The organism is Actinomycetospora sp. ABD4_176 (assembly GCF_056311855.1).
Genome location: NZ_CM149974.1, coordinates 1,937,834 through 1,950,417 on the forward strand (window position 1 = coordinate 1,937,834; position 12,584 = coordinate 1,950,417).

The following is a 12,584-nucleotide window of genomic DNA, read 5'->3' on the forward strand; positions in this document are numbered from 1 at the left end:
TGACGCACCGATTCTGTTATGACCATGAACGCATGTCACTCGCACGGACGCAGCACGAGATGCCGGGCGAACGGACGCGGGGCCCGGAGTCGGGGTGCGGGGTGGGGTGCGGGGTGGGGTGCGGGGAGGGCTCAGGGGACCCCGGCGAGGAGCAGCACCGCCGTCGTCACCCCGGCGCCCACCACCAGCCCGGCCACCACCTGCGCGGCCGTGTGCGCGCGGAGCACGACGCGCGCCCAGCCCACCACCGGCACGACGAGCCAGGACAGCGCCCACCACCCGCCCCCGAGCAGCGTGAGGACCGCGGCCGCGGCGGCGACGACGGCCGTATGGAAGCTGACCTTCCAGACGAGCGTGATCGCCGTGGCCACGACGACCGTCACGAGCACCGCGACCTGCAGCGCTGCGATCGCCCGCGGCGCGCCCGCCACGAACAGGACCACCACGCCGGTCGCCACCGAGAGCGCCGCCAGCCCCAGCGGGACCGCGCGCTGCTCGCGCTCGCGCAGGTGGTGGTCGGTGTAGCGCCCGGTCCGCACGCCGCGGTCGACGACGAAGGCCGGGATCGCGACGGTGAACACCATGCCGACGAGCGACCACGCGATCCCGACGACGCCGGCGGCCAGCGCCCCGACCACCGGGTAGAGGACGGCGAGCAGCAGCGTCGGGGACGTCGCCGACGTGACGACCGCGGCGACGCGGCGGGCGGGCGTGGTCACCTCGGCGGCCGTCACGCGCCGTAGCCTAGGCGCCGAGGAGGGGAGGACGCGTGAGTCGGCAGGTGCACCTCGTGCTGGCCGTGGTGACGGCGCCCCCGGGCCGGCTCCTGCTCGTCCACCGGCCCGGCGAGGTGCCGCCGGCGGTGCTGCCCGGCGGGCGGCCCCAGGACAGGGAGTCGCCCGGCGCGACCGCCGCCCGCGGCTGTCTCGAGGAGACCGGCGTGGAGGTCCGCGCCGGGCGCCAGCTCGGGCGCTTCAACCACGACGGCATCGTCACCATCTACGTCGCCGCGAGCCCGGTGCACCCCGTCGACCCCGAGGGGATCCCGGAGAGCGTCCGCGCCGCCTGGTACCTCCACGACCAGGTCGACATGGTGCTCCCCGACCTGTGGGCGCCCGTGCGCGCCCACCTGGAGAAGACGATCCGGCGACGCTAGACGGGCAGCACCGTCGGGACGATCATCGGCCGGCGCCGGTAGGTCTCCCCCACCCAGCGACCGACGACGCGGCGCACCGACTGGGCGATCCGGTGGGTGTCGGTGATCCCCTCGGCCTCGGTGCGCGAGAGCTCCATCTCGACGAGCGAGACCACGTTCTCGAGCGCCTTGGGGTCGTCGGAGAACCCGCGTCCGGAGATGCGGGGCGGGGCGACGGCCCGCCCGGTCGCGGCCTCGACGGCGACGGTGATGGCGATGAAGCCGCCCTCGCCGAGCACGAGCCGGTCCGACAGCGTCGACTCGCCGACGTCGCCGACCTGGTTGCCGTCGACGTAGACGTGACCGACCTCGACCCGCCCGCTGATCGTCGCGCGCCCGTCGACCAGATCGACGACGACGCCGTCCTCGGCGATGACGACGTTCTCGACCCCGGTGCGCCGGGCGATCTCGGCGTTGGCGCGCAGGTGGCGCCACTCGCCGTGGACCGGCATGACGTTGCGCGGGCGCAGGGCGTTGTAGAGGAACAGCAGCTCGCCGGCGCTCGCGTGACCCGAGACGTGGACCTTCGCGACCCCGGAGTGCACGACCTCCGCGCCCAGGCGCGTCAGTCCGTTGATGACGGCGAACACCGCGGTCTCGTTGCCGGGGATCAGGCTCGAGAGCAGGACGACCGTGTCGCCGGGCGTGATGGTGATCTGCCGGTGGTCGCCGCGCGCCATGCGCCCGAGCGCCGACAGCGGCTCACCCTGCGAGCCCGTCGACACCAGCACGACGTCCTTCTCGGGCATGGCGAGCGCGTCGTCGAGGTCGACGAGGAGGCCCTCGGGCACGCGCAGGAGGCCGAGGTCGCTCGCGATGCCCATGTTGCGGACCATCGAGCGCCCGGTGAAGCAGACCTTCCGTCCGTGCTGGCCGGCCGCGTCGAGGATCTGCTGGACGCGGTGCACGTGGCTCGCGAAGCAGGCGACGATGAGACGGCTCGGCGCCTTGCGGAACACGTCGTCGATCACCGGGGCGATGTCGCGCTCCGGGGTGACGAAGCCGGGCACCTCGGCGTTGGTCGAGTCGCACAGCAGCAGGTCGACGCCCTCGTCGCCGAGGCGGGAGAAGCCGGCGAGGTCGGTGAGCCGCCCGTCGAGGGGCAGCTGGTCGAGCTTGATGTCGCCGGTGTGCAGCACCGTGCCGCCCGGCGTGCGGACGGCGACGGCCAGGGCGTCGGGGATCGAGTGGTTGACCGCGAAGAACTCGCAGTCGAACGTCCCGTGGTGGTTGCGCTCGCCCTCGCGGACCTCGAGCAGGTGCGGGGTGAGCTGGTGCTCCCGGCACTTGGCCGCGACCAGCGCCAGAGTGAAGCGCGACCCGACGACGAGCAGGTCGGGGCGCTGGCGCAGCAGGAACGGCACGGCGCCGATGTGGTCCTCGTGCCCGTGGGTGAGCACCAGCGCGTCGACGTCGTCGAGGCGGTCCTCGACGGCCCGGAAGTCGGGCAGGATCAGGTCGACGCCGGGCGAGTCCTCGGACGGGAAGAGCACGCCGCAGTCGACGATCAGCAGGCGGCCGCCGTACTCGAGCACGGTCATGTTGCGCCCGATCTCGCCGATGCCCCCCAGGGCGACGACGCGCAGCGCGCCGTCCGGGGTCGGCGGCGGGGTGCCCTCGGAGCCCGGCACCGACTGGGTCGGCACGCCGGAGCCCCGCGCGCAGTCGTGGCTCGCGTGGTCGTGCTGCTGGTTCTGCTGGCCCTGCTGGTTCGGCTCGGGCCGGCGGGCGGTGGAACGGCTCATCGGGCGCTCCCCGTGAGGGGACGCGGGAGACGGACGGTGATCGGGTCCTCCTGGTACGGACGGGTGTGCAGGGCCCTCACAGGCCCCGGTCGAGTGCCATGACGGTGGCGACGTCGGCGGGCTCACCCTCGGGGTGGACGACGCACTCGTCGCGGCCGGCCGCGTGCAGCAGCAGCTCGCCGGGCTCACCGGTCAGGATGACCGTGCGCGGCCCCGAGCGCACGGCGTGCTCGGCGGCATCGGGGCCGTCGGGGCGGCGCAGCGTCACGGCCACCGGGCTGGAGCGGTAGCTCAGGCGCCCGAGCAGGCCGACCATGCGCCACAGCTGGCGGTCGCGGGCCTCGTCGGGCGGGCGCGGCGACCAGCCGGCCTGGGCGCGGCGGACGTCCTCGTGGTGGATGAAGAACTCCTGGACGTCGACGGCGCGCAGCGGCGGCAGCGCCATCGGGCTCCAGAACGGCGGGCCGGAACGCATCGTGGCCACCAGCTCGCCGAAGTCGCCGCGCGCGACCGAGGCCTGCACGTGCTCGGTCCAGCCCGCCAGCGGCGGGATGAGGATGCCGGGCGCCGCGTCGGGGCGGCGCTCGCGGGTCACCAGGTGGGCGAGCAGGTCACGCGTGGTCCAGCCCCCGCACAGCGTGGGCTCGTCGGGGCCGAGCCGCAGGAACAGGTCGGCGAGATCGCGGCGCTCGGCGTCGGCGATCTGGGCGGCACTCATGGTCACTCCCTACCCGTTCCGTCGCCGGGCCGCTCTAGCCCTCGGCGACGAACGGGCTGCTCGCGACCTCGGAGCCGCTCGGCAGGCGGCGGATCTCGAAGTCGGCGAAGACGTTGGGCACCTCGGCCTGGAGCACCTTGAGGCAGGTGATCGCCAGGTCGCGGATCTCGACGTCGGCGTGCTCGCTCGCGCGCATCGCGATGAAGTGGCGCCACGCCCGGTAGTTGCCGGTGACGACGATGCGGGTCTCGGTGGCGTTGGGCAGCACGGCGCGGGCGGCCTGCCGGGCCTGCTTGCGGCGCAGCGTGCGGTTCGGCTCGTCGGCGAAGCGCTCCTCGAGGCCCACCAGGAGCTTCTCGTAGGCCTCGCGCGCGGCCTCGGCGGCCTCGAGGAACTGGCGGTGCAGCTCGGGGTCCTCGGCGATGACCTCCGGCTCGACCATCGCCGCGTCCGTCTCCGGGACGTAGCGCTGGGAGAGCTGCGAGTACGAGAAGTGCCGGTGGCGGATCAGCTCGTGGGTGAGGCTGCGCGACATCCCCGTGAGGTAGAAGCTCACCGTCCCGTGCTCGAGCACCGAGAGGTGGCCGACCTCAAGGATGTGGCGCAGGTAGCCCGCGTTGGTGGCCGTCGCCGGGTTCGGCTTGCTCCACGACTGGTAGCAGGCCCGGCCGGCGAACTCGGCGAGCGCCTGCCCGCCGTCGGCGTCGGTCTCCCACGGGACCCCGGGCGGCGCGAAGAACTCGGTCTTCGCGATCAGCGTGACCTCGGGCTGCACGGTCTCCGGCACGGGCCCACGGTACAAGTCGCCCGGGTCGGTGCTCGCCCTGGTCGGCGTTCGCCGACAGCAGGTTGACACCACGATGGTGGCGATCAGCGCGTCATGGTGTCACAGTGGTGTCATGGACCTGACACCGTACGTCGCTTCTCTCCGCGACGACCTCGCCGCGGCCACCGCGGTCGGCGACGAGGCCACGACCCGGGCGGGCTCCTCGCTCGCCGCCGCCCTCGAGCCCGCCGTCCGCCTGGCGCTCATGGACGCCCTGTCCGACCTCGCCGGCGAGGTCTCCGAGAAGCTCGGCGACCGCACCGTCTCGCTGCGCCTCTCCGGCCGCCAGGTCGAGGTCGTCGTCGACCGCGACGCCTCCGACCAGGACGGCTTCTTCGCCGGCCCGTCGTCGTCGCCCTTCGCGGGCACGCCCGGCGGCGGCCCCGGCGGCGCGGGCCGCCACACCCCGCCGCCCCCGCCCGGCCCCGGATTCGGCGGCGCCGGCTTCGGCGGCCCCGGGGGCCCGGACGTGGGCGACATCTCGCGGATGACGCTGCGCCTGGTCGACCAGATCAAGGGCCAGGCCGAGAAGGCCGCCGCCGCGCAGGGGATGTCGCTGAACTCCTGGATCGGCCAGGCCGTGCAGGGCGCGCTCAAGGGCCAGTACGGCGGCCACCGCGGCGGGCCGTTCGGCCGGTGGGACGCGGGCTGGGACAGCGGGCGGTCGTCCGGTGACGACAGCGGGCGTGACCAGAGCTGGGACGAGAACTGGCGCAAGGGCTGGGAGCAGGGCCGGCCCGGGGACGCCGGGCCGACCGGGAACGACACCCCGCCGACTCCGCCCACTCCCCCCACCTCTCCCACCCCGCCGTCCTCGCCCACGGGGGGCACCGACACCGGGTCGACCGGCTCGACCGGCTCGACCGGGTCGACCGACCGCCGCGACGACGGCGGCGACGACGTGTCCGGCTGGGTGCGGGGATGAGCGCCCCGGCCCGCGAGGTCACCGGTGACGACGCCGAGCCGGTGACCCTGGACGTCGCGCTCGACGCCGGCACCGTGCGCGTTCACCTGGACCCGGGGCGCACCGGTGACGACGCCGTCCGGGCCCGGGTCGAGGCCGACCCCGACGCCCCGCCCGGCTGGATGCGGGGGCTCTCGGGCCTGCTCGGGTTCCTCGGCGTCGACCGCTCGACGACCACCCCGCAGGAGCGCGCCGCGGCCGCGGTCGCCGCCACCACGCTCGACTGGGACCCCGGCGCCCGCCGCCTCGTCGTCCGCGGACCGCAGGACTGGGCGCTGCGCGGCGTCCCGCTCGCGGTCACCGTCAGGGCGCCGCGCGACTCGGGGCTGCGCCTGCGCGCCGGCGCCGCGCGGGTCGTGGTCGAGGGCCGCGCGGACGAGGTCTCGGTGCACGGCACGGGCGAGATCCGCCTCGACGAGGTCACGGGGCGGGTCGACCTGCGCTGCGGCGCCGGCGAGGTGCGCATCGCCCGCCTCGCCGGGCCCCTGCGCATGACCGGCGGCGCCGGCGGCGTCCGGATCGAGCACGTCCTCGCGCCCGCCGAGATCACCACGGGCGCCGGGCGCATCCGGCTCGGCGACGTGCACGCCGACGTCGCGGTCCGGGCCGCGGCGGGCGACGTCCAGGTCGCCGACGCCTCGGCCGGCGACCTCGAGCTCGGCACCGGCGTCGGCTCGCTGTGGGTTGGCGTGCACCCGGGCGTCGACGCCCAGGTCGCGCTCCACGCCGCGGTCGGGCGCGTGCGCAGCGAGCTGCCGGTACGGGGCGAGCGGCCGGACTCCCCGGAGGCCGCCCCGACCGACACCCCTGCCGGCGCCCCGCTGCGCGTCCGCGCCCGCACCGGGGCCGGCGACGTCACCGTCGCCACCGCGCGCCCGCGGCCGGCGCTCACCGCGACGCCCTGAGCGTCCGCCGTACCGATGACGGACGGACGCCCTGAGCGTCCGCGGTACCGATGACGAACGAAGGGCCCCTTCGGTCGATCTAGCCGATCGAAGGGGCCCTTCGCTCAGGACCGGCGGGAGTGCCTAGTCCGAGCGCGCCCCGGAGAGGGTGGCGCCGAGGACGTCGTGGTTGAGCTGCGCGATCGAGGCCAGCGGGATGCCCTTGGGGCACACCTCGTGGCAGGCGCCCACGTTGGTGCAGCCGCCGAAGTCCAGCTCGTCCTGCTTGGCGAGCATGTTGATCGCGCGGGTCTGGCGCTCGGGCTGGCCCTGCGGGAGCAGTCCGAGGTGGGTGACCTTGGCGGCCGTGAACAGCATCGAACTGCCGTTCGGGCAGGCCGCGACGCACGCGCCGCAGCCGATGCAGGTGGCGGCGTCGAACGCGTCGTCGGCCGACACCTTGTCGACCGGGATCGCGTGCGCCTCGGGCGCCGAGCCGGTGTTGACCGAGACGTAGCCGCCCGACTTGATGATCTCGTCGAAGGCGCTGCGGTCGACCACCAGGTCCTTGACCACCGGGAACGCCCGGGCCCGCCACGGCTCGATGTCGATCGTGTCGCCGTCGTCGAAGTGCCGCATGTGGAGCTGGCACGTCGTCGTGTACTGCTGCGGGCCGTGCGCGTTGCCGTTGATGACCATGCCGCACGAGCCGCAGATGCCCTCGCGGCAGTCGTGGTCGAACGACACCGGGTCCTTGCCGTCGATCACGAGCTTCTCGTTGAGCACGTCGAGCATCTCGAGGAACGACATGTCGGGCTCGACGTCGTCCAGCACATACTTCTGCATCTTGCCCTTGGCCTCGGGCGAGGCCTGCCGCCAGATGCGCAGGGTGAGCTTCATCGGTACTCCGTGGTCGGAGCAGCTACTTGTAGCTGCGCTGGGTCGGGTGCACGTAGGAGAACTCCAGGTCCTCCTTGTGCAGCACCGGCCGCTGGTTGTCGCCGGCGTACTCCCAGGCCGCGACGTACGAGAAGTTCTCGTCGTCGCGCCGGGCCTCGCCGTCCTCGGTCTGGGACTCGATGCGGAAGTGGCCGCCGCAGGACTCCTCGCGGTGCAGGGCGTCGATGCACATGAGCTCGGCGAGCTCCATGAAGTCGGCGACCCGGCCGGCCTTCTCCAGCGACTGGTTGAAGCCGTCGCCGGTGCCGACGATCTTCACGTCCCGCCAGAACTCCTCGCGCAGCGAGGGGATGCGGTCGAGGGCCTTCTCCAGGCCCTCCTTGCTGCGGGCCATCCCGCACTGGTCCCAGACCAGCTGGCCGAGCTCGCGGTGGAACGAGTCGACGGTGCGGTGGCCGTTGGCCGAGAGGAGCTTGTCGATACGCGCACGCGTCGCGTCCACGGCCTCCTGCACGGCCGGGTGGTCGCTCGGGACCTCGTCGAACGGGGCGTCGGCGAGGTAGTCGGCCACCGTCGTCGGAAGCACGAAGTACCCGTCGGACAGGCCCTGCATCAGCGCCGACGCGCCGAGGCGGTTGGCACCGTGGTCGGAGAAGTTGGCCTCGCCGCCCACGAACAGGCCCGGGATGGTGGAGCGCAGGTCGTAGTCGACCCAGAGCCCGCCCATCGTGTAGTGGATCGCCGGGTAGATGCGCATCGGCGTCTCGTACGGGTCGTCGCCGGTGATGCGCTCGTACATCTCGAAGAGGTTGCCGTACTTGGCCTCGACGGCCGCCCGGCCGAGACGCTCGATGGCGTCCTTGAAATCGAGGTACACCCCGAGCCCGCTGGGGCCGACGCCGTGCTCCGCGTCGCACATGTTCTTCGCGGCGCGGGAGGCGATGTCGCGCGGGACCAGGTTGCCGAACGCCGGGTACTGGCGCTCGAGGTAGTAGTCCCGCTCGTCCTCGGGGATGTCGTTGGGGTCGCGGTCGTCGCCGCGCTCCTTGGGCACCCACACGCGGCCGTCGTTGCGCAGCGACTCCGACATCAGGGTCAGCTTCGACTGGTACTCGCCGGAGACCGGGATGCAGGTCGGGTGGATCTGCGTGTAGCAGGGGTTCGCGAACAGCGCGCCCCGCTTGTGCGCCCGCCACGCGGCGGTGACGTTCGAGCCCTTGGCGTTCGTCGACAAGTAGTAGACGTTGCCGTAACCGCCCGAGCAGAGGATGACGACGTCGGCGATGTGCGTGTCGAGCTCGCCGGTGAACAGGTTGCGGGTGACGATCCCGCGCGCCTTCCCGTCCACGACGATGAGGTCGAGCATCTCCGTGCGCGGATGGACCTCGACCGTCCCGGCGTGGACCTGGCGCTCGAGCGCCTGGTACGCGCCGAGCAGCAGCTGCTGGCCCGTCTGACCGCGCGCGTAGAACGTGCGCGACACCTGGGTGCCACCGAAGGACCGGGTGTCGAGCAGGCCCGAGTACTCGCGGGCGAACGGGACGCCCTGGGCGACGCACTGGTCGATGATGTTGAGGCTGACCTCGGCCAGGCGGTGCACGTTCGACTCGCGCGAGCGGAAGTCGCCGCCCTTGACCGTGTCGTAGAACAGGCGGTGGATCGAGTCGCCGTCGTAGCGATAGTTCTTGGCGGCGTTGATCCCGCCCTGGGCCGCGATCGAGTGCGCGCGCCGCGGGCTGTCCTGGTAGCAGAACGACTTCACGTGGTAGCCGGCCTCGCCGAGCGTGGCGGCGGCCGCGGCGCCGGCGAGGCCGGTGCCCACGACGATGACGCTCATCTTGCGGCGGTTGGCCGGGTTGACCAGGCGCGCGGAGAACTTGCGGTCGCTCCACCGGTCGGCGATGGGGCTGTCCGGGGCGCGGGTGTCCCCGATGGGGTCGCCGAGCACGTAGCGACCCTCGCCCTGGACGGCCGTCGGCTCCTGCTGCAGTTCAGACATCGTCACCTCACCAGACCGAACATCACGGACAGCGGGACGATCGCGAACCCGATCGTGATGGCCGCCGCCACGACGAGGGCAAAGGTCTTGAGCGCGTTCTGCTTCAGCGCGCTGTTCGCGCCGAAGGTCTGGATGGCCGACCAGAGGCCGTGCCGGATGTGGAACCCGAGGGCCACCACCGCGAGGACGTAGAACAGGGACACGTACCAGCGGTCGAAGCTCGCGACGAGCTTCATGTAGGCGCTGGAGTCACCGGGCAGCGGGTTCACGGTGCCGGTGGTCAGGTCGAGGATGTGCCACACCACGAACAGGAAGATGATCACCCCGCCCCACCGCATCGTCCGGGCGGCGTAGCTGCCCTCCCACCGCTGCCGGTGCTGGTACCCGACGGGGCGGGCGCGCTTCGCCTTGTACCAGAGCGAGAACGCGGCCCACATGTGCAGCACGAGGCTGGTGAGCAGCACGACCCGGGCGATCCAGAGCAATCCCTCGTAGCCGAAGACGGCCGCACCGATCTCGCGCAGATGCTCGGAGTAGGCGTCGAACGCCTCGATGCCGAAGAAGACCTTGAGGTTCCCGAGCATGTGGGCGATGACGTAGAGCAGGAAGACGGCGCCCGTCGTGGCGATGACCGTCTTCTTGCCGACCGAGGTGCCCCACGTCCTCGAGACGATGTTGCGCTGCGGGGTGATGACCACGTGAAAACGGTAAGTCGCCGCATGACCGAGCGCTAATGCATGCAACACGGCCATCCCATAGCGTGGAGCTATGGCGATGACCATCAAACAGCTCAGCTACTTCCTCGCTGTGGTGGACACCGGCCGATTCACGCAGGCAGCGGCGTTGTGCCGTGTCGCGCAGCCGACGCTCAGCAAACAGATCCGCAGCCTGGAGGAGGACCTGGGCGAGACGTTGCTCACGCGCGGTCACGACAACGTCACACCCACCGCCGCCGGTGAGGCGCTCCTGCCCCTCGCCCGGCGGATCGTCGCCGACTCCGAGACCGCACGGATGGAGATCGCCGAGCTCGCCGGTCTGCGCACGGGACGGCTGCGTCTCGGGGCCACGCCGAGCCTGTGCGTCAGCGTCGTGGCCGACGTCCTCGAGGTGTTCCACGGGCGCTACCCCGGGATCAGCCTGCAGATCGCCGAGGGCGGCTCGCAGGATCTCGTCGCCGACCTGCAGCGCGGCCAGCTCGACCTCGCGCTCGTCATCGATCGCGGGGAGACGGTGGGCGACCTCGCGTTCACTCCGGTGCTGCGCGAGGAGCTGGTGGTCGTCGCGGCCCGGTCGCGGCCCCACCTCGGCGGCCACATCGGCATCGCCGAGCTCGCCGAGCACCCGCTGGTGATCAACCGTGAGGGCTACGAGCTGCGCGAGGTGACGCTCGCGGCCTGCGCCGCCGCCGGCGTGACCCCGCGGATCGCCGTCGAGGGCGGCGAGATGGACGCCCTGCTGCGCATGGTGGAGCGCGGACTGGGCGTGGCGATCGTGCCGAGCCTCGTGCTCGCCGGGCACCCCACGCTGCGCGCGACCCGCCTCGACGGTGGGGCGTGGAGCCACCGCACGATCTCGCTGGCGCACCGCACCGACGTCGCCCCGACCCGCGCGGCGCAGGCCTTCCGCGAGGACCTGCTGGCCGTGCTCGCCCGCACCTCGCGCACGGGGCACCTGCCCCCGGGCGTGCGCTACGTCCACCCCCCGGCCTTGACGGCCTGAGAGAGCGCGGGCGCGAGGTCGCCGCCCTCGACGACGACGCCGTCGAGGTCGAGCCAGCGCGCCATCGTCGCGAGCTCGGCGGCGAGGGCGTCCGCCACCGCTGCCTCCCCCGGGTGGCCGGCGCCCTCCTCGAGGAACGCCCCGGGGACGCGCAGCGCCCGGTCGGCCCGGTCGGCCTTGAGGTCGACCCGCGCGACCAGCCGTCCGTCGAGCAGGAACGGGAAGACGTAGTAGCCGTGGGTGCGCTTCTCGGCCGGCGTGTAGATGCCGATGCGGTAGTGGAAGTCGAAGATCCGCAGGGTGCGGGCGCGGAACCAGATGAGGGGGTCGAACGGCGCGAGCAGCGCCCGGCCGGTGACGCGGCGGGGCAGCCGCGCGTCGGGCGGGCGGTAGGCCGGCGCGGACCAGCCCTCGACCTCGACGGGCACGAGCTCACCGGCGTCGACGAGGGCGGCGACCGCGGCCCGGCTCTCCGCGGGCGGGAGCCGGTGGTAGTCGCGCAGGTCGGGCTCGGTGGCGACCCCCAGCGCCGTCGCCGCCTTCCCGACGAGCGCGCGCATCGCCTCCTCGCGGTCGGGATCGCGGGCGAGGACCTCGGGCGGCAGCACGCGCTCGGGGAGGTCGTAGGCGCGCCGGAAGCCGCGGCGCGTGCCCGTGGTGAGCACGCCGGTGGCGAAGAGGTGCTCGCAGGCCACCTTGACGTCCGAGCGTTCCCACCAGCCGCCGTGGGCCCGCGCCCGCCGGTCGCCCGCGTCGCCGAGCACCTCCGCGAGCTGCCCCGCCTCCAGCGGCCCGTGCTCGGCGATGCCCGCCACGACGGCGTCGAGGACGTCGGGACGGTGGTCGAGCGCGGTGCCCAGCCAGCGGCTCTCGCGGGCGGCGTTGTCGCGCATGCGCCAGCGGAACAGCGGCCAGTCGTCCACCGGCAGCAGGCTCGCCTCGTGCACCCAGTACTCCACGAGGGTGCGGCGGCGGGCCTCCGCGCGCGTCCGCGGCCAGGCCAGCGCGTCGAGGGCGTCGCGGTCGTAGGGCCCGAGCCGGGCGTACAGCGGCGCGTAGTGGGCCCGGACGGCGACGTTGACCGAGTCGAGCTGGAGCAGGCCGAGACGCTCGACCGCCGCCGCCAGGGTGCGCCGCGAGGGCCGGGTGGGCCGCGCCGGACCCGTCAGCCCCTGGGCGGCGACCGCGGCCCGTCGCGCCTGCGCCGCCGACATCCTCTCCACGTCGCCGATCCTGCCCGAGGGGTCCGACAACGACCGGCCGAGTGCTCGCACGGAGAGGGCACCCGCGCCCGAGCGAGGCGGAAGAATCCGCCTCGAACCGGCGTTGACCTGGGAGAACGAGTGGAGGAGGACCCATGGTCGGGGACCGTGTGGAGATCGTCGTCGACGCCGGTGGCGCGACGCGGACGTGGGAGGTCGAGGCCACGAAGGCCGGGCGGCGCGTGGACATCGCCCACGGTCGAGGTGTGGTGGAGGTCAGCGAGGTGACGCGCGGCGGGACGCCGGTGCGCACCGCGAGGTTCATGTCCTCGCGGGTGCTCGCGCTCGTCGAGCACCCGGCCGGGCAGGCCCGGCTCGCCGCCGACGAGCCGCCGGCCCCGCCGCTGCCGCGCCCGGCCTGACCCGTACCGG

Annotated in this window: 13 protein-coding genes; 5 read left to right on the forward strand and 8 right to left on the reverse strand. The window is 73.5% G+C overall.

Annotated elements, in window-relative coordinates:
- Positions 1–131 precede the first annotated feature (131 nt).
- Positions 132–734, reverse strand: coding sequence for a hypothetical protein (locus ACYX4T_RS09470; protein ID WP_476014285.1), 603 nt, complete (start codon positions 732–734; stop codon positions 132–134).
- A 35-nt stretch (positions 735–769) separates the two neighbouring features.
- Here ACYX4T_RS09470 and ACYX4T_RS09475 point away from each other — a divergent pair, with 35 nt between their 5' ends.
- Positions 770–1,156: an NUDIX hydrolase gene (locus ACYX4T_RS09475; protein WP_476014286.1), complete on the forward strand. Its 387-nt coding sequence runs from the start codon at positions 770–772 to the stop codon at positions 1,154–1,156.
- Here the strand turns inward: ACYX4T_RS09475 and ACYX4T_RS09480 are convergent.
- The 3 genes from ACYX4T_RS09480 to thyX all read right to left on the reverse strand — a co-directional run bounded on the left by ACYX4T_RS09480 (position 1,153) and on the right by thyX (position 4,445).
- Positions 1,153–2,940, reverse strand: a complete 1,788-nt coding sequence (locus tag ACYX4T_RS09480; RefSeq protein WP_476014287.1) for a ribonuclease J — start codon at positions 2,938–2,940, stop codon at positions 1,153–1,155. The two genes, ACYX4T_RS09475 and ACYX4T_RS09480, sit on opposite strands and share 4 nt — an antisense overlap.
- 76 nt (positions 2,941–3,016) lie before the next feature.
- Positions 3,017–3,658 carry a TIGR03085 family metal-binding protein gene (locus ACYX4T_RS09485; protein ID WP_476014288.1) on the reverse strand — a complete coding sequence of 214 codons (642 nt, stop codon included), beginning with the start codon at positions 3,656–3,658 and terminating at the stop codon, positions 3,017–3,019.
- Between the two features lie 34 nt (positions 3,659–3,692).
- Entirely contained in the window at positions 3,693–4,445 is a 753-nt protein-coding gene (thyX, locus tag ACYX4T_RS09490) for an FAD-dependent thymidylate synthase (protein ID WP_476014289.1), read from the reverse strand.
- Between the two features lie 112 nt (positions 4,446–4,557).
- On the opposite strand from thyX, the gene ACYX4T_RS09495 reads away from it, so the two are divergent.
- Together ACYX4T_RS09495 and ACYX4T_RS09500 are read left to right on the forward strand one after the other, a co-directional pair.
- A complete protein-coding gene (locus ACYX4T_RS09495) occupies positions 4,558–5,409 on the forward strand; it encodes a hypothetical protein (RefSeq protein ID WP_476014290.1) in 852 nt (283 codons plus the stop codon).
- On the forward strand, positions 5,406–6,353 hold the full coding sequence (locus ACYX4T_RS09500) for a DUF4097 family beta strand repeat-containing protein (protein ID WP_476014291.1): 948 nt from the start codon (positions 5,406–5,408) through the stop codon (positions 6,351–6,353). Before ACYX4T_RS09495 ends, ACYX4T_RS09500 begins: the two co-directional genes overlap by 4 nt.
- Before the next feature lie 123 nt (positions 6,354–6,476).
- Here ACYX4T_RS09500 and ACYX4T_RS09505 read toward each other — a convergent pair whose 3' ends face one another.
- The 3 genes from ACYX4T_RS09505 to ACYX4T_RS09515 are packed head-to-tail and all read right to left on the reverse strand — an operon-like array spanning position 6,477 to position 9,929.
- Positions 6,477–7,232: a succinate dehydrogenase/fumarate reductase iron-sulfur subunit gene (locus tag ACYX4T_RS09505; RefSeq protein ID WP_476014292.1), complete on the reverse strand. Its 756-nt coding sequence runs from the start codon at positions 7,230–7,232 to the stop codon at positions 6,477–6,479.
- A gap of 22 nt (positions 7,233–7,254) precedes the next feature.
- The gene (locus ACYX4T_RS09510) at positions 7,255–9,231 is read right to left on the reverse strand and encodes a fumarate reductase/succinate dehydrogenase flavoprotein subunit (protein WP_476014293.1); all 1,977 of its coding nucleotides are present in this window, start codon (positions 9,229–9,231) and stop codon (positions 7,255–7,257) included.
- A gap of 2 nt (positions 9,232–9,233) precedes the next feature.
- A complete protein-coding gene (locus ACYX4T_RS09515) occupies positions 9,234–9,929 on the reverse strand; it encodes a succinate dehydrogenase cytochrome b subunit (protein WP_476014294.1) in 696 nt (231 codons plus the stop codon).
- 76 nt (positions 9,930–10,005) lie between these two features.
- Between ACYX4T_RS09515 and ACYX4T_RS09520 the strand changes: the two genes are divergently transcribed.
- Positions 10,006–10,950, forward strand: a complete 945-nt coding sequence (locus tag ACYX4T_RS09520; RefSeq protein WP_476014295.1) for a LysR family transcriptional regulator — start codon at positions 10,006–10,008, stop codon at positions 10,948–10,950.
- Here the strand turns inward: ACYX4T_RS09520 and ACYX4T_RS09525 are convergent.
- Positions 10,920–12,164, reverse strand: coding sequence for a winged helix-turn-helix domain-containing protein (locus ACYX4T_RS09525; RefSeq protein ID WP_476015222.1), 1,245 nt, complete (start codon positions 12,162–12,164; stop codon positions 10,920–10,922). The two genes, ACYX4T_RS09520 and ACYX4T_RS09525, sit on opposite strands and share 31 nt — an antisense overlap.
- 143 nt (positions 12,165–12,307) lie before the next feature.
- Between ACYX4T_RS09525 and ACYX4T_RS09530 the strand changes: the two genes are divergently transcribed.
- Positions 12,308–12,574, forward strand: coding sequence for a hypothetical protein (locus ACYX4T_RS09530; protein ID WP_476014296.1), 267 nt, complete (start codon positions 12,308–12,310; stop codon positions 12,572–12,574).
- The last annotated feature ends 10 nt before the right edge of the window (positions 12,575–12,584 follow it).

Bases quoted from the DNA above. Each gene is read 5' to 3' on its own strand.
- ACYX4T_RS09480 (WP_476014287.1), bottom strand. From the start codon at position 2,940: ATGAGCCGTTCCACCGCCCGCCGGCCCGAGCCGAACCAGCAGGGCCAG.
- ACYX4T_RS09485 (WP_476014288.1), bottom strand. From the start codon at position 3,658: ATGAGTGCCGCCCAGATCGCCGACGCCGAGCGCCGCGATCTCGCCGAC.
- ACYX4T_RS09495 (WP_476014290.1), top strand. From the start codon at position 4,558: ATGGACCTGACACCGTACGTCGCTTCTCTCCGCGACGACCTCGCCGCG.
- ACYX4T_RS09500 (WP_476014291.1), top strand. From the start codon at position 5,406: ATGAGCGCCCCGGCCCGCGAGGTCACCGGTGACGACGCCGAGCCGGTG.
- ACYX4T_RS09505 (WP_476014292.1), bottom strand. From the start codon at position 7,232: ATGAAGCTCACCCTGCGCATCTGGCGGCAGGCCTCGCCCGAGGCCAAG.
- ACYX4T_RS09510 (WP_476014293.1), bottom strand. From the start codon at position 9,231: ATGTCTGAACTGCAGCAGGAGCCGACGGCCGTCCAGGGCGAGGGTCGC.
- ACYX4T_RS09520 (WP_476014295.1), top strand. From the start codon at position 10,006: ATGACCATCAAACAGCTCAGCTACTTCCTCGCTGTGGTGGACACCGGC.
- ACYX4T_RS09525 (WP_476015222.1), bottom strand. From the start codon at position 12,164: ATGTCGGCGGCGCAGGCGCGACGGGCCGCGGTCGCCGCCCAGGGGCTG.
- ACYX4T_RS09530 (WP_476014296.1), top strand. From the start codon at position 12,308: ATGGTCGGGGACCGTGTGGAGATCGTCGTCGACGCCGGTGGCGCGACG.